The 19,584-nt window shown below is 59.9% G+C and carries 17 protein-coding genes; 9 read left to right on the top strand and 8 right to left on the bottom strand.

What is annotated here, in order from left to right:
• Positions 1–41 precede the first annotated feature (41 nt).
• On the bottom strand, positions 42–1,868 hold the full coding sequence (locus INHI_RS0108305) for an extracellular solute-binding protein (protein WP_027247351.1): 1,827 nt from the start codon (positions 1,866–1,868) through the stop codon (positions 42–44).
• Positions 1,869–2,262: 394 nt separating this feature from the next.
• Between INHI_RS0108305 and INHI_RS0108300 the strand changes: the two genes are divergently transcribed.
• Both INHI_RS0108300 and INHI_RS0108295 read left to right on the top strand, forming a co-directional pair.
• Entirely contained in the window at positions 2,263–3,036 is a 774-nt protein-coding gene (locus INHI_RS0108300) for a 3-hydroxybutyrate dehydrogenase (RefSeq protein ID WP_014879959.1), read from the top strand.
• 134 nt (positions 3,037–3,170) lie between these two features.
• Complete coding sequence (locus tag INHI_RS0108295; protein WP_027247350.1) at positions 3,171–4,199, top strand: patatin-like phospholipase family protein; 1,029 nt, start codon at positions 3,171–3,173, stop codon at positions 4,197–4,199.
• A 45-nt stretch (positions 4,200–4,244) separates the two neighbouring features.
• On the opposite strand, the gene INHI_RS0108290 is transcribed toward INHI_RS0108295, so the two are convergent.
• The 4 genes from INHI_RS0108290 to INHI_RS0108275 form a co-directional block, all read right to left on the bottom strand.
• Complete coding sequence (locus INHI_RS0108290; RefSeq protein ID WP_014874617.1) at positions 4,245–4,937, bottom strand: DUF502 domain-containing protein; 693 nt, start codon at positions 4,935–4,937, stop codon at positions 4,245–4,247.
• 83 nt (positions 4,938–5,020) lie between these two features.
• Entirely contained in the window at positions 5,021–5,935 is a 915-nt protein-coding gene (locus tag INHI_RS0108285) for a pseudouridine-5'-phosphate glycosidase (protein ID WP_027247349.1), read from the bottom strand.
• The gene (locus tag INHI_RS0108280) at positions 5,932–6,891 is read right to left on the bottom strand and encodes a PfkB family carbohydrate kinase (protein ID WP_014879962.1); all 960 of its coding nucleotides are present in this window, start codon (positions 6,889–6,891) and stop codon (positions 5,932–5,934) included. The genes INHI_RS0108285 and INHI_RS0108280 overlap by 4 nt, the downstream gene beginning before the upstream one ends.
• Before the next feature lie 48 nt (positions 6,892–6,939).
• Positions 6,940–7,785, bottom strand: coding sequence for a DUF4198 domain-containing protein (locus INHI_RS0108275; RefSeq protein ID WP_014879963.1), 846 nt, complete (start codon positions 7,783–7,785; stop codon positions 6,940–6,942).
• Between INHI_RS0108275 and INHI_RS0108270 the strand changes: the two genes are divergently transcribed.
• Positions 7,784–8,992: a HupE/UreJ family protein gene (locus INHI_RS0108270; RefSeq protein WP_027247347.1), complete on the top strand. Its 1,209-nt coding sequence runs from the start codon at positions 7,784–7,786 to the stop codon at positions 8,990–8,992. The genes INHI_RS0108275 and INHI_RS0108270 overlap by 2 nt on opposite strands.
• Before the next feature lie 68 nt (positions 8,993–9,060).
• On the opposite strand, the gene INHI_RS0108265 is transcribed toward INHI_RS0108270, so the two are convergent.
• Entirely contained in the window at positions 9,061–9,696 is a 636-nt protein-coding gene (locus tag INHI_RS0108265; protein ID WP_014874622.1) for a thiamine phosphate synthase, read from the bottom strand.
• A gap of 207 nt (positions 9,697–9,903) precedes the next feature.
• Here INHI_RS0108265 and INHI_RS0108260 point away from each other — a divergent pair, with 207 nt between their 5' ends.
• The 3 genes from INHI_RS0108260 to INHI_RS0108250 all read left to right on the top strand — a co-directional run bounded on the left by INHI_RS0108260 (position 9,904) and on the right by INHI_RS0108250 (position 13,362).
• Positions 9,904–10,650, top strand: coding sequence for an RNA methyltransferase (locus tag INHI_RS0108260; protein WP_027247346.1), 747 nt, complete (start codon positions 9,904–9,906; stop codon positions 10,648–10,650).
• Between the two features lie 91 nt (positions 10,651–10,741).
• The gene (gene ctaA, locus INHI_RS0108255; RefSeq protein WP_027247345.1) at positions 10,742–11,890 is read left to right on the top strand and encodes a heme A synthase; all 1,149 of its coding nucleotides are present in this window, start codon (positions 10,742–10,744) and stop codon (positions 11,888–11,890) included.
• Positions 11,891–11,892: 2 nt separating this feature from the next.
• Positions 11,893–13,362 carry a carboxypeptidase M32 gene (locus INHI_RS0108250; protein WP_027247344.1) on the top strand — a complete coding sequence of 490 codons (1,470 nt, stop codon included), beginning with the start codon at positions 11,893–11,895 and terminating at the stop codon, positions 13,360–13,362.
• Between the two features lie 97 nt (positions 13,363–13,459).
• Here the strand turns inward: INHI_RS0108250 and INHI_RS0108245 are convergent, their stop codons facing one another.
• Together INHI_RS0108245 and gyrA are read right to left on the bottom strand one after the other, a co-directional pair.
• Positions 13,460–13,810 carry a DUF6614 family protein gene (locus tag INHI_RS0108245; RefSeq protein WP_014874626.1) on the bottom strand — a complete coding sequence of 117 codons (351 nt, stop codon included), beginning with the start codon at positions 13,808–13,810 and terminating at the stop codon, positions 13,460–13,462.
• A 130-nt stretch (positions 13,811–13,940) separates the two neighbouring features.
• Positions 13,941–16,697, bottom strand: coding sequence for a DNA gyrase subunit A (gyrA, locus tag INHI_RS0108240; protein ID WP_027247343.1), 2,757 nt, complete (start codon positions 16,695–16,697; stop codon positions 13,941–13,943).
• A 194-nt stretch (positions 16,698–16,891) separates the two neighbouring features.
• Between gyrA and INHI_RS0108235 the strand changes: the two genes are divergently transcribed.
• The 3 genes from INHI_RS0108235 (at position 16,892) to pgl (ending at position 19,567) form a co-directional block, all read left to right on the top strand.
• Positions 16,892–17,161, top strand: coding sequence for an usg protein (locus INHI_RS0108235; protein ID WP_027247342.1), 270 nt, complete (start codon positions 16,892–16,894; stop codon positions 17,159–17,161).
• 250 nt (positions 17,162–17,411) lie between these two features.
• A complete protein-coding gene (zwf, locus tag INHI_RS0108230; protein ID WP_027247341.1) occupies positions 17,412–18,899 on the top strand; it encodes a glucose-6-phosphate dehydrogenase in 1,488 nt (495 codons plus the stop codon).
• Positions 18,896–19,567 carry a 6-phosphogluconolactonase gene (gene pgl / locus INHI_RS0108225; RefSeq protein ID WP_027247340.1) on the top strand — a complete coding sequence of 224 codons (672 nt, stop codon included), beginning with the start codon at positions 18,896–18,898 and terminating at the stop codon, positions 19,565–19,567. Before zwf ends, pgl begins: the two co-directional genes overlap by 4 nt.
• Positions 19,568–19,584: the final 17 nt, after the last annotated feature.

Below are 19,584 nucleotides of genomic sequence, written 5' to 3'. Positions count from 1 at the left end.
GATATCGGAGCGGGCCAGGGTTATCTGGATGGTTGGTGAGGTCAGTCGGCCTGATACCACCAGACCTCGGGCATGTAAGTGATCCCATCGCCGCTGACCGGTCGCCGGTCCGGAAATTTCAGCTCCTTCACATGAGCGATGCGCCCCTCGGCATATTGCCAGACCGGGATCACATAGCGACCGGCCGTCAACAGGCGATCCAATGCGCGGGCGGCAGCGGTGAAATCCTCCTTGCTGGTTGAGACCAGCATCGCGTCGATCATGGCATCTACCGCCGGGTCCTCAATCCCGATCAGATTGCGCGACCCTTTCTGTTGCGCCGCAGTACTGCCCCAATAGAGATATTGTTCGTTACCGGGACTCAGTGACATCGCCCGGCGGAAGAAGGTCATGTCATAGTCAAACGCCTGCTGGCGCTGCACAAACTGGGCGCTGTCGACAATGTCAGATGACAGAGAGATGCCAAGACGTTCCAAAGCGCGGGCGTAGATTTCCACAACGGAGCGCATTTCGCCTTCGCCGAGGTTGCCGGGGGTCAGCAGGACCTGCAACTCCAGCGCCTCACCCTCGGCATTGCGCATAACGCCGTCCTGAACGGTCCAGCCTGCCTCCGCGAGAAGTTTTGTCGCCGCGCGCAGGTTCTTGCGATTGCGCTCAGTGCCATCGCTAACAGGCAGGCTATAGCCTTCCAGCACACCGGGGAGCAGGCTTTCCTCAAATGGGGCCAGGAGCGTGCGCACCTTGCCCTCGGCGGGGCCGGGTTGCAGGGCCAGATAGGAATTGGAAAAATAAGACGAAATGCGCGGCTGGGTTCCGCCTGTCAGCGTCTCGTTCATATATTCGAAGTTGAAGGCCCGGATCAGCGCTTCGCGCACGCGCCAGTCGTCGAAGGGCGCGCGGCGGGTGTTCATTGCGATGCCCGTCATGCCGGAGGGTTTGCCATTGGGGATGACGGTCTTGACGACGTCGCCAATGGCGATCGCCGGAAAATCATACGCCTTGTCCCATTTTGCGGCGTTGAACTCCCGGATCGCAGAAATCTCGCCCGCTTTGAAGGCTTCCAGCAATACGGTTTGGTCGCCATAAAAATCCAGCCGGATCTCATCGAAGTTATTGGTGCCGCGTCGCAAGGGCAGATCGCGCCCCCAGTAGTCGGGATTGCGGGAAAAACGGATGAATCGGCCGGGTTCGAATGCAGCAACGGTATAAGGTCCGGAGCCGATTGGGGCTTCATCCAGGCCGGAGGCGGCAAAATCCTTGCCGTCCCACTGTCCCTTTTTCAGGATCGGACGCAGGCCCGCGATGAGCGCCAGTTCACGGTTGTCCTCATTAAAGGTTATGCGCAGGCTGCGCTCGCCCGTTTGTTCGATGCTGTCGATCTGGTTCCAGAACCGCCGATAGCGGATATGCCCCTCCTGTCCGAGGGTTTCATAGGACCAGATGACATCTGCGACCGTGACTGGTGAACCATCGGAGAATCGGGCCTCCGGACGTAGCGTAAATTCAACCCATGCGCGATCACCCGGCACCTCAATCGATTCGGCGAGCAGCCCATAGAGCGTGAATGCCTCGTCCGCAGAACGCCCCATCAGGCTCTCATATCCCCAGAAGCGCATCTGCCAGGGCGGCGTGCCTTTTGGGGCAAAAGGGTTCAGCGTATCAAAGCCACCGGTGTTGCCGAAGACCACCTTGCCACCCTTGGGCGCCTCGGCGTTTGCATAGGGTAAAGACACAAAATCCGGTGGTAGGGCCGGGTCCCCATACATAGCTATGCCATGCGCTGATTCTGCTTGTGCAAAATTAACGCTTGCGCTGAGGATGATTCCGGCCAAGGCCGGTCGAACTCTAAAGAAAAAATCTGGACGCACTTTTGCAACAATCCCGCTCTGGCCTTATTTTCATGAACACCAACGCTAACGGCGCTGTCGGGTCAATTCAAACTTTTAGCTTGGATGAGCGGGGGAAATTGCTTATAAAGGTCTCACTGCTCGATAGGTTTCTTGCCTGTATGAAACCTGCCTCAATAACTTAACGCCCGCTTCGTGCGGGCGTTTTTTTTGACCTTGCGGTTCCCAATTCCTACGGTGCGTTGACCCGCAGAGCCTCAATCCGGATGTCACCTGATCGGCGTCAGCTGTCTGCGGGCAGGCTCTTTTTTTGACCGGTTTCTTGCAACTTTCACGCGGTGATTGCCGTTTCCTTTGCAGGTGCAGCATGCCACAGTTGCACCAATCAGGTTTTGCACAGGAAGGGAAGAGCAAGATGACGTTGAGCGGCAAATGTGCGGTGATTACCGGGTCGAATTCCGGTATTGGTCTTGGGGTTGCGCGGGAGATGGCGCGTGCCGGGGCGGATGTGGTTCTGAACTCCTTTACCGACCGTGACGAGGACCATGCGCTGGCCGCCGAGATCGCTGCCGAGTTCGGCGTTGAGGCACGTTATATTCAGGCAGATATGTCCGATGCAGAGGCCTGTCGCGCCCTGATCACCACATCCGGTCGCTGCGACATCCTGATCAATAATGCAGGGATCCAGCATGTGGCGCCAGTGGATGAGTTTCCGGTCGACAAGTGGAACGCAATCCTTGCCATCAACCTGTCGTCAGCCTTTCACACCGCCGCTGCGGCCCTGCCGATGATGCGCGGCGCAGGCTGGGGCCGGGTGATCAATATCGCTTCGGCGCATGGTTTGACGGCGTCCCCTTACAAATCGGCCTATGTCGCCGCCAAACATGGCGTTGTCGGTTTGACCAAGACGCTGGCCCTGGAAACCGCAGAGGAGCCGATCACCGCCAATGCGATCTGCCCGGGCTATGTGCTGACCCCGCTGGTGGAGGCGCAGATCCCCGATACGATGGAAAAATATAATATGGGCCGGGAAGAGGTGATCAAGAAGGTGATGCTGGAACGCCAGCCCTCGCGCGAGTTTGCAACGGTTGAACAGCTGGGCGGCACGGCAGTGTTCCTCTGTTCCGATGCGGCGGCGCAGATGACTGGCACCACCCTGAGCGTCGATGGTGGCTGGACCGCGCTGTAGTCGGGATGCAAACGTAGAGAGGGGGCCAGCCCCCTCTTGCCCCATCAGGGGCAATTCACCCCCGGAGTATTTTGGGAAAGGTGAAAAGTGAAATGCGCAGGCCCCGATCTGCGCCGCCGGTCAGGAGATAGAGTGTGACAAAGCGGATCAATCTGGCCCTGCAGGGTGGTGGCGCGCATGGGGCGTTTACCTGGGGTGTTCTCGACCGGCTCTTGGAGTGTGAGGATCTGGAGATCGCCGCGATCACCGGGACCTCTGCTGGGGCCCTGAACGGGGCGGCGTTGAAATCCGGGCTGGTTCAGGGGGGGCGTGCAGGGGCGCGGGCCTGTCTTGATCATCTCTGGCAGCGGATGGGGGCGGTGGGGGACATGCGGTTTGCCCATTGGCTGGCAGGGCTTGATGCCGCACCGCTGCTGGGCGCATTGGACTGGATCGCGCCGTTTTCCCCGCGTGAGGCCATGGGCCAGATCTTGTCGCCCTATAGCTATGGGCCGTTCTATCGCAATCCGCTCAGACCCGTGGTGGAGGGGTTCAATTTTGCTGAGGTTTGCGCCGTTCAGGGGCCACAGTTGTTCATCTGCGCCACATCGGTCCGCAGTGGCAAGGTGCGGGTGTTTTCCGGTGAGGAGGTCACGACCGACGCGATCCTGGCCTCTGCCTGTCTGCCGAACCTGTTTCAGGCGATTGAGATTGAGGACCCGAAGACCGGACGGTTGGAGCCCTATTGGGATGGCGGTTATACCGGCAATCCGGCGCTATTTCCGCTTTACCGGCCTGAATTGCCCTCGGACGTGGTGATTGTCAGTATCAACCCGCTGGAACGCGATGAGCTGCCGCGCACGCCGCAGCAGATCCAGAACCGGGTGAATGAAATCAGCTTCAACTCATCTCTGTTGCGAGAGCTGCGGGCGATTTCCTTTGTTCAGCGGTTGCTGGCAGAGGGACAGCTGGCGGCGGGAGAGATGAAACGGGTGTTGGTGCATATGATCGCTGATGATGATCTGATGCGGGAGTTGTCCGTCAATACCAAGCTGATCCCGATCCCACAGATTCTGGCGAAGCTGAAAGCCGCTGGACGTGCAGCTGCGGAGCGGTTTCTGGAGCAGGACAGCGACGCCATCGGCCTCCGGTCGACGGTGGATCTGGCGGAGATGTTTGGCTGAACGCAGAACCCCGGCCTGGTGGTGCCCCTGATTGGGCGCCGGAATTCAGTCTGAAACGAGCTCGGCAGGTTTTGTGGGATCCTTGGCGTTGGGATAGACCAGTCCGGCGGAAATCACCAGTTTGGCAGCCTCTTCCACAGTCATGTCCAGCGGGATCACATCTTCCTCAGGAAAGAACAGCAGAAACCCGGATGTGGGGTTTGGTGTGGTCGGCACAAAAATCGACAGGAGGTTGCCACCCGTCTCGGCCCGCGCTGCCACCTCACCTTTGGCGGTGGTGGAGACAAAGCCGATTGCCCAGATGCCACGGCGCGGATACTGGATAAGGCAGGCGGTGTCGAAGCTGCGTTCGGTCTGGGCAAACACGGTTTCCGAGATCTGTTTGATCCCAGAATAGATCGAGCGCACCACCGGCATGCGGTCCACCAGGCTTTCGGCAAAACCGATGAGTGAACGGCCGATGATGCCCTTGGCGATCCAGCCCACCACAATGGTGAACAGCAGGAAGATTATCAAACCGACGCCACGCAGGTTGATCCCGATATATTGCTCGGGCCGTACGGTATGCGGCACAAGCGGCAACACCACACCGTCGATCCAGCCCATCACAGTCCACAATAGCCAGATGGTCAGCCCGACCGGGGCAATGACCACGATGCCAGTAAAGAAGGACGACCGCAGTCGGGCAAAAAGGCCAGGGCGGCGGGGCGTGGTTTCGTCGTCAAAGGGTGTGGTCATCTGTGCGTTTCACCGGTGAGGAACGTAAGGAAGCTAGGCAGGGATCTGCGCAACCGCAATGGGCAGCTGCGCAGAAAGGGCCTTTATTGCTTCAAGTTGACCAATTCCTTGGCGATTTCAGCGGCCAGACGGGCATTGTTGCGCACAAGCGCAATATTGGCGGTCAGCGAACGGCCTTCGGTCAGCTCGAAGATGCGTTGCAGCAGGAAGGGGGTTACCGCCTTGCCGACGACGCCTTGCGCATCCGCTTCGGACTGGGCCTGCGCCAGAACCGGAGCCAGATCCTCAGCTGCGATCTGATCGTCTGCGGGGATCGGGTTGGCGATCAGCTGGCCGCCGGGCAGGTCCATCGCCTGACGGGTGGCATGGGCGCGGGCGATCTCTGCAGCGCTGTCCATGCGCAGGGGGGCAGCCAGATCAGAGGTTGCCGACCAGAACGCGGGGAAGCTGTTCTGCCCGTAGGCGATCACAGGCACACCCTGGGTTTCCAGCACCTCAAGCGTTTTGGGGATGTCGAGGATCGCCTTTGCGCCCGCAGCCACCACGGTGACCGGGGTCTGCGCCAGCTCCATAAGGTCGGCGGAAATATCAAAGCTGGTTTCTGCGCCTTTATGGACCCCGCCGATGCCGCCGGTGGCAAAAACGCTGATCCCGGCCAGCCGTGCTGCGATCATGGTCGCCGCAACGGTGGTGGCACCAGTGCCGCCGGTTGCGATACAGGCGGGCATATCCGCGCGCGAAATCTTCGCGACGTCCTTGGCCTGGCCGAGCGCTTGCAGTTGCTCCGCTTCAAGCCCGATGTGCAGCACGCCGTCGATCACGGCCATGGTGGCGGGTACGGCGCCGGCGGCGCGAATATCGGCCTCAACCTGTGCGGCAACTTCGACGTTCTGCGGATAGGGCATCCCGTGGGTGATGATGGTGCTTTCAAGCGCGACGATGGCCTGGCCGGAGGCGCGGGCTGCAGCGACTTCGGCGGAAAATGTCATGTTAATCAAAGGGGTGGTTCTCCTGAAACATAGGTTGCAGCGGCCTTCAGTGCCGATGCAAGAGAGGTTTCGCGGTCTTCGCCGCGGGCCTCGGCTGCGATATGTGCAGCCATGAAGGTATCGCCAGCGCCAGTCACGCGCGCGACGGTCACGCGCGGCGGGGCCTGGGTGATCAGCCCGTTATGGTCAGCTTCGGTGGCGGTGCTGCCCCCATCCGTGACCAATACCCGTGCGGCGCCGCGATCCAGCATGGCGCGGGCGGCGGTGGGGCTGTCGGTGAATTCGTCCTGACAGAGCAGGCCTGCTTCCTCAAGGTTCACATAAAGTGTGCCACAGCTGCGCAGCAGGAACGGTCGCAGACGCTCAGCCTTGCCGGGTGAGGCGGGGGCGACGCGCAGATCCGCCTTCGCAAAGGCCGGGTTGGCGGTGATGTCATCCAGCAGAGACAAGGTCAGATTGCCGTCCAGCGCCACCGGGCCGCTATATGGTGCATCCTTGCTGCCAAGAGCGCCATCGATCAGCGGACGCAGGATTTTCGCACCTGCGGCCTCAAGAGAATGGGCGTCTGCGATGGCGGCTATCAGACCATTGGCGCCCTCGACCGCCATGTAGCGGTCGGTGGGCAGATCCTCAGAGCGGTAGAGGTGGTCGGTGATCAGGCCAAGATGGGCGCAGGCATGGACCAGTTCATCCCCTTCGGCATCACGACCGATGGCGCTCAGGAGGGCCGGGCGCAGGCCAAAACGGGCCAAGGTCATCGCAATGTTCATCGCCACACCGCCGGGCAGGCGGGTGATCCGCCCCGGCATATCCGATCCACGCTGCATTTCCGCAGTGCAGCGGCCAATGATATCCCAGAGCACCGATCCGATGCAGAGGATATCAGGCTGCGCTGAGGCGGGACCACCGGACAGGGGCGTGGCGTCAGATTGATGTGAGGCGGGAACATGCGGAGGCTGTGTCATAAAACCCGTATTGCCGCGTTTTTTCGCCCCCCGCAAGCCGCAACCGAACTAGGGAATGGCGAAAGTCAGAGCAGCCCAGTGCGTATGCCAGACCGGCGCGGGCTTGCCTGTGGTTGCGCTATCAGTCTGGGATGCAGCCTCAGGATCCACGGGGCGCAGGACCACCGCATCCAGGAGATAGGTATGGCCTGATTTCACAGGCACCACGGCGCGGCCACCAGCGTCAGTGCGGAGCAATGTAACGGACACAGTGTCATCCGGGGCCCGCTCAAAAACTTCGATCTGGGCGTCTGCGCGTAGGTGGCCCCGGAATTGCAGTTCGACTGGCAGACCGCTGCTGAGATCATCGTTGTAGGGGTTGGCCAATGCGACAAATTCGGTGAGCATGCCAACGGCGCGGTCCGCTCCTGCGCCACTGCCAATAGCAACCAGCGATTTTGCGTGGCGGGTGTAACGCTCCACAAACCCTTCACGGGGCAGGTCGCGGGCGTTATGGCGCTGTTCGATATCGGGGAAGTCTTTGTGGGCTGCGAATTTGGCGAAATCCTCCCAGCTGTCGTAGGTCAGATGGTCCGGCGTGGTCTCGTGAACCACAACCAGCAGCCCCTCCGCCGGGGGCTCCAACTGAAGTGCTGGCATGTCGCCCATCCGTCCGCCATAGGGGCGGACCCCCGCCTGCTCCCAGGTCTCGAACCGGGCGATATTTCGATCGAAATACGGCAACCGCGCACCGCTAAATATTTGCCCGTTGCGCAGATCCGCCTGAACCGAGGCGCCTAATTTTACTTGATATTTTTCTGGCGCAATCCAAAACTCGTGAGCAAGGGCAGCGCGACCGACGGTGTTTGCGGCAAGCGCGAGCAGAAAAAAGGCAACAGGGCGGGCAAAACGCATGGCGCAGATGAGACCTCTGGCTGGGACGGTTGGTGACAGACATTGGCAGCGGGTGGCGCAGGTGCCGCGCGGAAGGTCGATCCGCTGGAGGCATCACCTGAGGCGTCTGCTGCTGGTCCTGCTCTTCTGGAGCGTCTCACACTCTAGCGGCTTCGCCCATGAAGTCACGCCGACGATTGCGGATTTTGAGATTTCCGGCGATCAGCTGACCATGGATCTGCGGATCAACGCTGAGGCTTTTGTGGCAGGTATTGATCTGGATGGCATGGTTGATACCGATACGGCCATTCAGGCGCAGGACTATGACGACCTGCGGGCGCTTGGACCGGATGAGCTGGCGCCTATGGTGCAGCTGTTCGCAGAAGACTGGCTGCAGAGCCTTCAGGTGGAAGCGCGTGGTGATATCGCAATGGAGGTGACCGCGATTGAAATCCCGGAGCCGGGGGACATTGCCCTGCCACGCAGTACCTTGCTGCGGCTTTCGGGGGTAATCCCGGAAGGTGCGCGGGGGCTGAAACTGGGCTGGCCAAAAGGGTCGGGCGGCGTGGTCCTGCGCCAAAACGGTGTTGAAGGTCCCTACACCGGCTACCTGCAAGGTGGTGAAACCACCCCGACCATTCCCCTTTCAGGCGGACTGGCGCAGACGCCGAGCGAGGCGTTCGTTGACTATATCCCCGTTGGGTACACCCATATCCTGCCAAAGGGGCTGGATCATATCCTGTTTGTGCTGGGGTTGTTTTTCTTCAGCACCCGGCTGCGACCTCTGATCTGGCAGATCAGCGCCTTCACGGTGGCGCATACCATCACCCTTGCGCTTGGCGCTTTGGGGCTGGTGCAGATCAATCCTGCCATTGTGGAGCCACTGATTGCCGGGTCAATTGTGTTTGTTGCGGTCGAGAATATCTTTGCTCGTAAACTGCACAGCTGGCGAACGCTGGTGATCTTTGGGTTCGGGTTGTTGCACGGGCTGGGGTTTGCCTCGGTGCTGGGTGAATTCGGTCTTCCGGATGCGCAGTTCCTGCCGGCACTGCTGGGGTTCAATGTGGGCGTCGAACTGGGGCAGCTGACCGTCGTCGGGGCGGCCTATGCGCTCCTCGGGTTCTGGTTCTGGCGGCATCCGAAATATCGGGGCAGGGTCGCCATCCCGGCCAGTTTCACCATTGCGCTGATCGGTGGCTACTGGTGCGTAGAGCGGCTGTTCCTCTGACCGGAAGTGAGCGCCGGTCAGGTGTTCTGTCATGGGCGTCTGTTGCGCTACATTCGGCTGGGGGGCTTTTAGCCCTCCATCGCCGCCAGTAGGTTGCGCAGGCTCATGAGGGGATCTTCTTCGCGCCAGATCTCATCTCCGATACCGAAGAAATCCGTATAGGGGGTCAGATTACGGACCAGCTCAGGTGTGAGGCCGCCCTCTGCCACGATTGGCACTTCGATCATCTGGGACCACCACTCAAAGAGCTCTTTCTGAGCCTGATTGCCATCGCCCAGACCTGAGGTCCCAACGGGGCCAAAACTGACATAGTCTGCACCGGCTTCGGCGGCGGTCAGACCATCGTGACGCGACGCCGCGCAGAAGCTGCCGACAATCGCATCGGTGCCAAGCGCTTTACGCGCCGCCCGAACCGGGCGGGCCGCGTCCGAGAGGTGGACTCCGTCAAGGCCCAGGCGTTCCGCAAGGATCTGGTGATCCGCGATCACAATTGCCACATCGCGGGCATGGGCCACGGCGCGCAGGGCATCACCGGCCCGGCTCAGCGTGTCCTCATCGCGGCTGGCCAGCTCAAGACGAACGCAGGCAATTTCCACCGAATCCAGCACCCGTGCCAATTGGTCGGGAAAGCGGCCGAGCTCAAAACTGGGGGGCGTCGTCAGATAGATCTGCGGCGTTTCGGGGGCGTCAGCGGGGCTGTCCATGGGGAGGGCTCCTGTTCAGTGGTTGTCGGTGTTTAGCGCATTTGCCACTGGACGCAAGGATTTGGCGACATCCCGAGCGGGTTATTTCCGTGTGATGCAGCGCTGATATATATGGAATATAGCGGGTTTCCCGCAGAAGTCGCCCCGCGCGGCCTTGCCCATCACGCCTGTGCCGACTAGAGCAGTGCAGGTTTTTTGGAGAGACGGATGCCCAGCGATACCCCACAACCCGCCTTTATCCTCGTACGCCCGCAGATGGGTGAGAATGTCGGCGCTGCCGCCCGCGCGATGTGGAACTTCGGGCTTGACCGGATGCGCATCGTGGCGCCGCGCGATGGCTGGCCTAACCCCAAGGCCGTTGCCATGGCCTCGGGCGCGGGGCGGTTGCTGGATGAGGCGCGGCTCGCTGAGGATCTTGCGGGTGCGATTGAGGATTGCGATTTCGTTTTCGCCACCACGGCGCGCCCACGCGAGTTGACCAAACCGGTCTATAGCCCGGAAGCAGCCATGAAACTGGCCGCTGAGAAGATCGCGGCAGGTGAGAAGGTTGCGGTGATGTTCGGCCCCGAACGAGCAGGCCTCGAGAACGAGGATATCGCCCGGGCCAATGCCATTATCTCTGTTCCCGTAAATCCTGAATTTGCCTCGCTTAACCTCGGCCAATGCGTACTTCTGACGGCCTATGAATGGCGCCGCCAGGTGACAGAGGTTGCCCCGGTCGTGACTGACCTTGGCAAATCCGACTGGGCCAGCCACGCGGATGTAGACGCGCTGGTCAATCATTATGAGGACCGGCTGGACGACGCAGGGTTCTTCTTTCCGCCCGACAAGGCGCCCAGCATGAAAACCGTGTTCCGCAATATGTTCAGCCGGATGCCGCTCACCCGCGCAGACGTTCAGATGCTGCATGGGATCATGCGACAGATGGTCCGCTGGAAGGAAAAACGCGACTGAGGCGCGACTTCGGGCGGATTTGCAGCATAGTCGCCCACTGGACGGGGCCGAACATGCGGCCTAGCTTGACGAGAAATTGGAAGAGGCAAGCATGAGCAAGCGCAGCATTTTCGAAGAGGTCTCTGGCAACGAGCCGCAAGAACGCCCACAGGCGACACCCGGCGGTATTGACCGCACCCGTCGCGGCGCAAGGGGCGCCATTCGTGCGTGGTTGGCAGTGCTCTTTGCGCTGGTGGTGGCGATGATTGTTGTCGGCGGGCTGACCCGGCTGACCGACAGTGGGCTGTCGATCACCGAATGGCGGCCTGTGACCGGTGCCATGCCACCGCTGAGCGAGGCAGATTGGCAGGCAGAGTTCGACAAATACAAGGAAATCGATCAGTGGCGCATTGAAAATCAATGGATGCAGCTGGCGGATTTCAAGGAGATCTATTGGTGGGAATGGGGCCATCGCCAATTGGGACGGGTGATTGGCTTGGTTTGGGCGCTTGGATTCCTCGGCTTTGCGGTTACACGGCAGATCCCCGTTGGGTGGGCCGGAAGATTGGCGTTGCCCGGCCTTCTGGGCGCTGTTCAGGGGGCTATTGGATGGTGGATGGTGGCCTCTGGTGTAACGCAGGGCGAGGGCATGACCTCTGTTGCGTCTTACCGCTTGGCGACCCATCTGGGGCTGGCATTTGTCATTCTGGGCTTCATCGCCTGGTACATGTTCCTGCTGGGACGCGAAGAGCGTGATCTGATGCAGGCCCGTCGGGCGAAGGAGGCCAAGCTGTTTGGTCTCTCCACCGGGTTACTGCACTTCAGTTTTTTGCAGATCATCCTCGGTGCGCTGGTGGCAGGCATTGATGCAGGCCGGTCCTATACTGATTGGCCACTGATGGCGGGTCAAATCCTGCCGCCTGAGCCGTTTATGTTGCAGCCGCTTTGGACCAACTTTTTTGAAAACCCCGGCCTTGTGCAGTTCATTCACCGGGTCAGCGGCTATCTCTTGCTGGCCTTTGGCGTGGTGGTCTGGCTGCGGGGCCGTGGCAGCGCCCATCCACGCACGCGCTTTGCCTTTAACGCGGTCTTTGCGGCGCTGTTGTTGCAAATGGTCCTTGGTATCGTCACCGTGCTCTATGCCGCACCCTGGCAGATCGCGATCCTGCATCAGCTGATGGCTGTCTGTCTCTGGGTCCTGATCCTCAGGGCGCGGTATCTGTCGGGTTATCCCATTGCAACTTCGATTAAGGATCACTGAGAATGAGCGCATTTGACGACCTGATGGCCTATGAGCGTGACACCCAGGCGCTTGGCCAGATTGCCGGCCGTTTGGGCTGGGATCAGGAAACCATGATGCCACGCGGTGCCGCCCCCCAGCGGGGCGAAGAAATGGCGGCGATTGAGGCCGTTCTGCACGCCCGTCGCTCTGACCCGCAGGTGGCCGACTGGCTGGCACGGGCCGAGGCCCCGGATGAGGTGGGTACCGCCCAGCTGCGCGAGATCCGTCGCAGTCATGAGCGTGCTGTCAAAGTGCCGGGTGATCTGGCGAAACGCATCGCCCGCGTCACCTCCGAGGCGCAGGGGAAATGGGCAGCTGCCCGTGCTGCTGAGGACGTTGCAGCCTTCCTACCGGTGCTGGAGGAAGTGGTCGCGCTAAAACGCGAAGAGGGGCAGGCGTTGGCCGCCGGGGGTGACGTCTATGACGCGATGATCGCCGATTACGAACATGGCACCACCGCCGCCGAGATCGCTGCGCTGTTTGATGCCATGCGCCCGCGTTTGGTTGATCTGCGCGCCCGGGTTTTGGAAAAACCCGCGCCAAAGGGCGTCAGCGGTCATTTCGATGCAGACAAGCAGATGGCGCTGACCACCACGCTGGCCGAGACTTTTGGCTATCAGATGCGCCATGGTCGGGTCGACAAGGCGGTGCATCCCTTCTGTTCCGGCAGCGGTCTGGATGTCCGCGTGACCACGCGGACCAGCGATGATGATCCGTTCAACTGTTTCTACTCCACCATTCACGAGGTCGGTCATGCTGCCTATGAGCAGAACATTGATCAGGCCTATCTGCTGACACCACTCGGTCGGGGTGTCTCTATGGGGGTGCACGAAAGCCAGAGCCGGATCTATGAGAACCAGCTGGGCCGCAGCCGTGCCTTTACCGGGTGGCTGTTTGACCAGATGGTGTCGCAGTTTGGTGACTTTGGCATTGCAGATGCCGATGCGTTCTATGCGGCTGTGAATGCGGTTCACAACGGCTACATCCGCACCGAGGCCGATGAGCTGCAGTATAATCTGCATGTGATGATGCGGTTTGATCTGGAGCGCGCGCTGATGTCGGGCGATTTGCAGGTGCAGGATCTGGAAGCGGCCTGGAATGACCGTTTTGCCGCTGATTTTGGCTATGACGTCGACAAACCGTCCAATGGCTGTTTGCAGGACGTGCATTGGTCGGTGGGGCTGTTTGGCTATTTCCCAACCTATTCGCTGGGCAATGTCTATGCCGGCTGTCTTTATGACGCGCTGCGTCAGGCAGTGCCGGATCTGGATGCGCAGCTGGCGGCGGGTGATACGGTCGCCGCAACGAGCTGGCTGCGTGATAATCTGCAAACCCATGGCGGGCTGCGCAGCCCGGTTGAGACCATCACCCATGCGGCAGGCATGGCGCCCAGCCCGGAGCCGCTGTTGAGCTATCTGGAAGACAAATTCGGCGCGCTTTACGGACTGTAAGTCGACGCGCTGCAAAAATTAGCAAATCCCCCGTCAATCGCTGGCGGGGGATTTTCCGTTGCGGTGCGGCGCTCGTGTTTCGTCGGCGCAGGCTTGGTCAGATCAGCGCCATACGCTCGGCGCGCTCAGGATCGGGGAAGGGCCGGTAGAGGCCAAAATCAGCCGAGGCGATCAGCGCATTTACATTCGCATAGAGCCGCTCGACGTTTTCATCCATTTCACCCAGCACCCGAAACGCCTGATCCAGCTGGGTCATATTGGCGAATTCGATTTCCAGCAGGAAATCGCGATGTTTGTCACTGGCCAGGTTCAGTTTGCGACGCAGAAGTCGCCAGCCTTGAATGACATCCCGCTCGCGCAGATAGGACATCCATTGGTCCACGGCATTGGCAAAGGCAATTGCTTTTGCTTCGTGGTGCAGATCGATCGAGCAGTGATAGAGGTTCATGTCAGGCCTCCCTTGGCGACGCGTGTATCGCTCTCAGGCTGGCAGAAACTGCTTAGGTTTCGATTAACGAAAAACGCCACCCCGAGGGGCGGCGTTTTATTGATGGTCATCGGGCTATGCAGCGAGGAGATCAGGTTGTCTCGGCAGGTTCGCTGGTACCCTCAGAGGTAGGGACTTCTGCATCTTCGTCGTCGCGTTCCGCGATCCAGGCAACCGAGACGACCTCTTCGCCCTTGGCCGTGTTGAACACCCGTACGCCACCGGCGCTGCGGGAGCGGAAAGAAATCCCGTTGACCGGACAGCGGATCGACTGACCTTTGGAGGTGGCCAGCATGATCTGATCTTCAAGCTCGACCGGGAAGGTCGCGACGATGGCGCCGCCTTTCATGGCACCAACACCCTGACCGCCACGCCCGCTGACACGGTAGTCATGGGCCGATGTCAGATTGCCCACTCCAGAGCGATTGATGGTCACCAGGAGATCATTGGCCGCCAGCATTTCCTGATACCGCTCCTCGGACAGTGAACCTTCGGACTCCTCGCCATTTTCGTCTTCGGCAACCTCGCCGCCAAGCTCGGAGCGGAACCGCTTGATGAAGGCATTGCGCTCCCAGGGCTCTGCGCTGAAGTGGCGGATCACCGACATCGAGACGACCTCATCCCCTTCGCTCACCAGCCGGATCCCGCGCACCCCGGTCGATTCACGGGAGTTGAAGACGCGGACGTCGGTGGAGCGGAACCGGATCGCCCGCCCGGAATTGGTCACCAGCATCACATCATCGTCCTCGGAACAGATGCGGGCGTTCACCAGTTTGACCGAGCCATCCTCGGGCAGTTTCATCGCGATCTTGCCGTTGCGGCGGACATTGGTGAAATCCGACAGACGGTTGCGACGTACATCCCCGCCCGAGGTGGCAAAGACCACCTGCAGGTTTTCCCATTCGTCATCCGGCACATCGACCGGCATGATCGCGGCGATGGAGACGCCAGGCGGAATTGGCAGGATATTGACAATCGCCTTGCCTTTGGACGTGCGGCCACCCTGTGGCAGACGCCAGGTCTTCAGTTTGTAGACCATGCCGTCAGTGGTGAAGAACAGCAGCTGGGTGTGGGTGTTGGCCACAAAGAGATTGGTGACAACATCCTCTTCCTTGGTCTGCATGCCAGACAGCCCCTTGCCGCCGCGCTTCTGCGCCCGGAAGTCGACCAGTGGGGTCCGCTTGATATAGCCGCCGCTCGTGATCGTCACGACCATGTCTTCGCGCTCGATCAGATCCTCGTCTTCCATGTCGCCGGACCAGTCTACGATCTCGGTGCGGCGGGGAACGGCGAAATTATCGCGCACTTCGCGCAGCTCGTCCGAGATGATGCCCAGAATCCGCTCACGCGAGGACAGGATCTCAAGGTATTCCTTGATCTTGCCTGCCAGTTCTTCCAGCTCATCGGTGACTTCTTTGACACCAATCTGTGTCAGACGCTGCAACCGCAGTTCGAGAATAGCGCGGGCCTGCACCTCAGAGAGGTTATAGGTGCCATCGTCATTCATGGTGTGGGTCGGATCGTCAATCAGACGGATATAAGGTGCGATGTCGACCGCGGGCCAGCGGCGGGTCATCAGCTTATGTCGGGCTTCGGCTGCATCAGCAGAGGCACGGATGGTTGCGACCACCTCGTCCACATTTGAAACCGCGACGGCCAAACCGCACAGAATATGGCTGCGTTCCCGCGCCTTGCGCAGGTCATAGGCGGTGCGCCGCGCAATCACGTCTTCGCGGAAATCAAGGAAGGAGGTCAGGAATCGGCGCAGGGTCAGCTGCTCGGGACGACCACCGTTCAAGGCCAGCATGTTGCAGCCAAAGTGCGTCTGCATGGGCGAGAAACGATAGAGCTGGTTCAGAACCACCTCAGCCGTGGCATCGCGCTTCAGCTCGACAACAACCCGTACGCCGTTGCGATCGGATTCATCCTGTACGTGGCTGACACCCTCGATCTTTTTCTCGCGCACCTGTTCGGCGATCTTTTCGATCATCGCGGCCTTGTTGACCTGATAGGGAATTTCTTCGACCACGATTGCATAGCGGTCCTTGCGGATCTCCTCAACGCGGGTCTTGGCGCGAATGACGACGCTGCCGCGTCCTTCCAGATAGGCCTTGCGCGCGCCGGAACGGCCCAACATCACGCCGCCGGTTGGGAAGTCCGGGCCGGGTACATAGTCGATCAACTGTTCGCTGGTCAGATCCGGGTCTTCGATCAACGCGAGCGTGGCATCAATCACTTCGCCCAGATTGTGGGGCGGGATATTTGTCGCCATGCCAACGGCAATACCGCCAGCGCCATTGACCAGCATGTTGGGGAACCGCGCCGGCAGCACCGTGGGTTCACGGTCCTTGCCATCGTAGTTGTCCTGAAAATCGACCGTATCTTTTTCAATGTCGGCCAGGATCGAGGCGGCAGGTTTGTCCATCCGCACTTCGGTATAGCGCATGGCGGCTGGGTTATCGCCATCCATGGAGCCAAAGTTGCCCTGACCATCCAAGAGCGGTAGCGACATGGAAAAATCCTGCGCCATCCGCACCAAGGCGTCATAGATCGCAGAGTCACCATGGGGGTGGTACTTACCCATGACATCACCAACCGGACGCGCCGATTTGCGATAGGGCTTGTCATGCGAATTGCCGACCTCATGCATGGCGTAGAGAATCCGGCGGTGAACCGGTTTCAGACCGTCACGCAGGTCAGGAATGGCGCGGCTGACAATAACCGACATCGCATAGTCGAGATACGAAGTGCGCATCTCGGATTCGATGGACACCGTCGGGCCGTCATACTTTGGCCGTTCGGGTTTGTTTTCGTCCATGTTTTCAGGAGTTTCCGGCGTATCGTTCACGTTGGCTGCCCGTTGTTATTATTGGGTCTATATATTGTGTCTGCACCATAACAGACAGGGCATATAAGGCGCAAGCAAGCAGGACTGCGGAGCGCGCCCATGCCGGAGCTTTTCTTCCAACGGGCTGTATTTGTTCGGAATTAACCTTTCCTATGCTAAGCTGTCTGTGGGGGGATCCGTAAGGGAGACCTGAAATGGAGACACGCGAAACTGAATTGATGCTGAAGGGCTATGGTCTGACCACGGCAGAGATGACCTATCATATGCCGGACTACACCCATGTTCTGAACACTTTCGTCTGGCAGGAGTATGATCTGGCGCCGGATCATCCGCGATTGTTTGAGTTTATCGAGTATTGGCAGCGCGAGATTGAAGGCCCGCTGCATTCCGTCCGCTTTACCCATCGCAAGATGATCAGTCCGGGGGAATGGCGCAACGTAACGGGCATCCTGCGCATGCATTGATCTTGTAGAACTCGCAAGCGGATCAACAGTCCGCTTGCTGTATCTATGCCTGATCTGACCAGTTGACCTCTACCGAATATAGCTGAGGGTGACACTGGCTGTTTTCTTCTATCTACAACTGCATATACTGCCATCTGATTGACCCGCATCAGTCGGGCCTATCGCTATGGTCGCCTGACGTTTTTGACCGTGTTCTGTCCGGTGTGCATTGCCCGGGACGTGTTTGATCCAGACTGAAAGAAGGCACATCATGGTTTCCCGCGTTATTCCGGTTCAGGCGTTTGACTTGGTGATATTTGGCGGCACCGGCGATCTGGCGCAGCGTAAGATTCTGCCCGCGCTGTATCGTCGCCACTGTGCGGGCCAGTTACCCGATACCGCACGTATCATTGGTGCTGCGCGTGCCGAGTTGAGCCGCAGGGACTATCAGTCACTGGTGCGCGCAGCGTTGCAAGCGGGCGACATCTCGGCGGGCAAAGACGCTGCCGGGGGGCAGGTCGACAGTTTTCTGGCGCGGATTAACTATCTGGCAATTGATGCGACTGAGGCCGAAGGCTGGCAGACGCTGGCCCAGACCCTTGGTCGTCCAACAGCGGATCGCGTCCGCGTGTTTTACTTCTCGGTCGGGCCTGCGCTGTTTGCGCCGTTGGCAGAGCAGATCTGGGCGCATGATCTGGCGGACGATCAGACCCGGATCGTTGTCGAAAAACCCTTTGGTCATGATCTGGCGTCAGCGAAGGCGCTAAACCGCACACTGGCCAGCCATTTTGATGAAAGCCAGATCTACAGAATTGACCATTATCTAGGCAAAGAGACCGTGCAGAACCTGATGGCCATCCGCTTTGGGAACATGCTGTTTGAACCGCTATGGAACAGTCAATATGTGGATCATATCCAAGTAACAGTGTCGGAAACGGTTGGTGTAGAGGGGCGTGCGTCGTATTATGACAAGTCAGGCGCGATGCGTGACATGGTGCAGAACCACCTGATGCAACTGCTGTGCCTGATCGCAATGGAACCCCCGGCGAAGTTCGATCCCGATGCCGTACGGGACGAAAAGCTGAAGGTGATCCGGGCGCTGGAGCCGGTGGAACCCCACCATATTGTGCGCGGTCAATATGCGCTGGCAGAGGACGGGGAAGGGGGCGACGAGGACCAGTCCTACCGCGAAACCGTGGGTGATCCGCGCTCCTCCACCGAAAGCTATGTGGCGCTGAAGGCGCATATCAGCAATTGGCGTTGGGCGGGCACACCGTTCTACCTGCGCACGGGTAAACGGCTGGTGGCGCGCTCCTCCGTGATCAACGTCTTCTTCAAGGACGCGCCGCATTCGATTTTCGGTGCAGATGCCGGGCGTCATGCCAATCTGCTGACCATCCGATTGCAGCCAGACGAGGGCATCACGCTCAAGGTGACGATCAAGGAGCCCGGACCCGGCGGTATGCGGTTGATCGACGTGCCGCTGGATATGAGCTTTGCGCAGGCGCTGGGGGCGGATATCGACGGCGCACCCGATGCTTATGAGCGGCTGATCACCGATGTGATCCGGGGTAATCAGACGCTGTTCATGCGCGGTGACGAGGTGGAGGCGGCCTGGGCCTGGACGGATCCGATTATTGCGGGCTGGACATCGCGCGGAGATGTGCCAAAACCCTATGATAGCGGTAGCACCGGACCGGGAGATGCGGATCTCCTGATGCGGCGCGACGAACGGGAATGGCGGGGGATCAACCCATGAATATTATCGAATATGCAGATCGCGATATGCTGGCGATTAATGTAGCCAATCAACTGGCCGGCGATCTGAAGACCCATCTTTTGCACCATGACAGCGCATCCTTTGCCGTCGCAGGTGGCACCACCCCAGCGCCGATTTTTGACGATCTCTGCGCTGCTGATATCGACTGGGCGCGGGTACGGCTGATGGCGACAGATGAACGCTGGGTGCCCGCCGACAGCGAGCGTTCCAATGCGCGGATGATCCGCGAGCGTCTGCTGGTCAACCGGGCGGCATCAGCGACATTCGTGCCGTTTCATGTGCCTGCGCGGGCGCCAGAGGATGTGCTGGTCGAGGTCGAAAGCCTGATTGAGCCGGATCTGCCGCTTTCTGTTGTCCTGTTAGGCATGGGGGAAGACATGCACACCGCATCCCTGTTTCCCGGCGTGCGCGGGCTGAGTGAGGCACTGGCGGCAGACGCGCCAGTGTTGGCGGTGATGCGACCTGACAGTCAGCCGGAACCGCGCGTCAGCCTGTCGGCGCGCGTATTGGACGCTGCGATTGCCAAACATCTGGTGATCTACGGGGAGGCCAAGCGTGAGGCGCTTGAAACGGCCAAGTCTCTGCCCCCGGAGGAGGCACCGATTCAGGCAGTTTTGTCAGAAATGACCGTGCATTGGGCGCCTTAGTTAAGGTAATGCGTCGA

The sequence above is a fragment of the Phaeobacter inhibens DSM 16374 genome, from assembly GCF_000473105.1.
In the GTDB taxonomy this organism is placed as follows: Bacteria; Pseudomonadota; Alphaproteobacteria; order Rhodobacterales; family Rhodobacteraceae; genus Phaeobacter; species Phaeobacter inhibens.
The sequence above is the reverse complement of the archived record's forward strand: the minus strand, read 5'-3'. Positions and strand labels throughout refer to the sequence as shown.

Bases quoted from the DNA above. Each gene is read 5' to 3' on its own strand.
- pgl (WP_027247340.1), top strand. From the start codon at position 18,896: ATGAATATTATCGAATATGCAGATCGCGATATGCTGGCGATTAATGTA.
- INHI_RS0108260 (WP_027247346.1), top strand. From the start codon at position 9,904: ATGCCCAGCGATACCCCACAACCCGCCTTTATCCTCGTACGCCCGCAG.
- ctaA (WP_027247345.1), top strand. From the start codon at position 10,742: ATGAGCAAGCGCAGCATTTTCGAAGAGGTCTCTGGCAACGAGCCGCAA.
- INHI_RS0108245 (WP_014874626.1), bottom strand. From the start codon at position 13,810: ATGAACCTCTATCACTGCTCGATCGATCTGCACCACGAAGCAAAAGCA.
- INHI_RS0108300 (WP_014879959.1), top strand. From the start codon at position 2,263: ATGACGTTGAGCGGCAAATGTGCGGTGATTACCGGGTCGAATTCCGGT.
- INHI_RS0108275 (WP_014879963.1), bottom strand. From the start codon at position 7,785: ATGCGTTTTGCCCGCCCTGTTGCCTTTTTTCTGCTCGCGCTTGCCGCA.
- INHI_RS0108290 (WP_014874617.1), bottom strand. From the start codon at position 4,937: ATGACCACACCCTTTGACGACGAAACCACGCCCCGCCGCCCTGGCCTT.
- INHI_RS0108280 (WP_014879962.1), bottom strand. From the start codon at position 6,891: ATGACACAGCCTCCGCATGTTCCCGCCTCACATCAATCTGACGCCACG.
- zwf (WP_027247341.1), top strand. From the start codon at position 17,412: ATGGTTTCCCGCGTTATTCCGGTTCAGGCGTTTGACTTGGTGATATTT.
- INHI_RS0108270 (WP_027247347.1), top strand. From the start codon at position 7,784: ATGGCGCAGATGAGACCTCTGGCTGGGACGGTTGGTGACAGACATTGG.
- INHI_RS0108235 (WP_027247342.1), top strand. From the start codon at position 16,892: ATGGAGACACGCGAAACTGAATTGATGCTGAAGGGCTATGGTCTGACC.
- INHI_RS0108250 (WP_027247344.1), top strand. From the start codon at position 11,893: ATGAGCGCATTTGACGACCTGATGGCCTATGAGCGTGACACCCAGGCG.
- INHI_RS0108265 (WP_014874622.1), bottom strand. From the start codon at position 9,696: ATGGACAGCCCCGCTGACGCCCCCGAAACGCCGCAGATCTATCTGACG.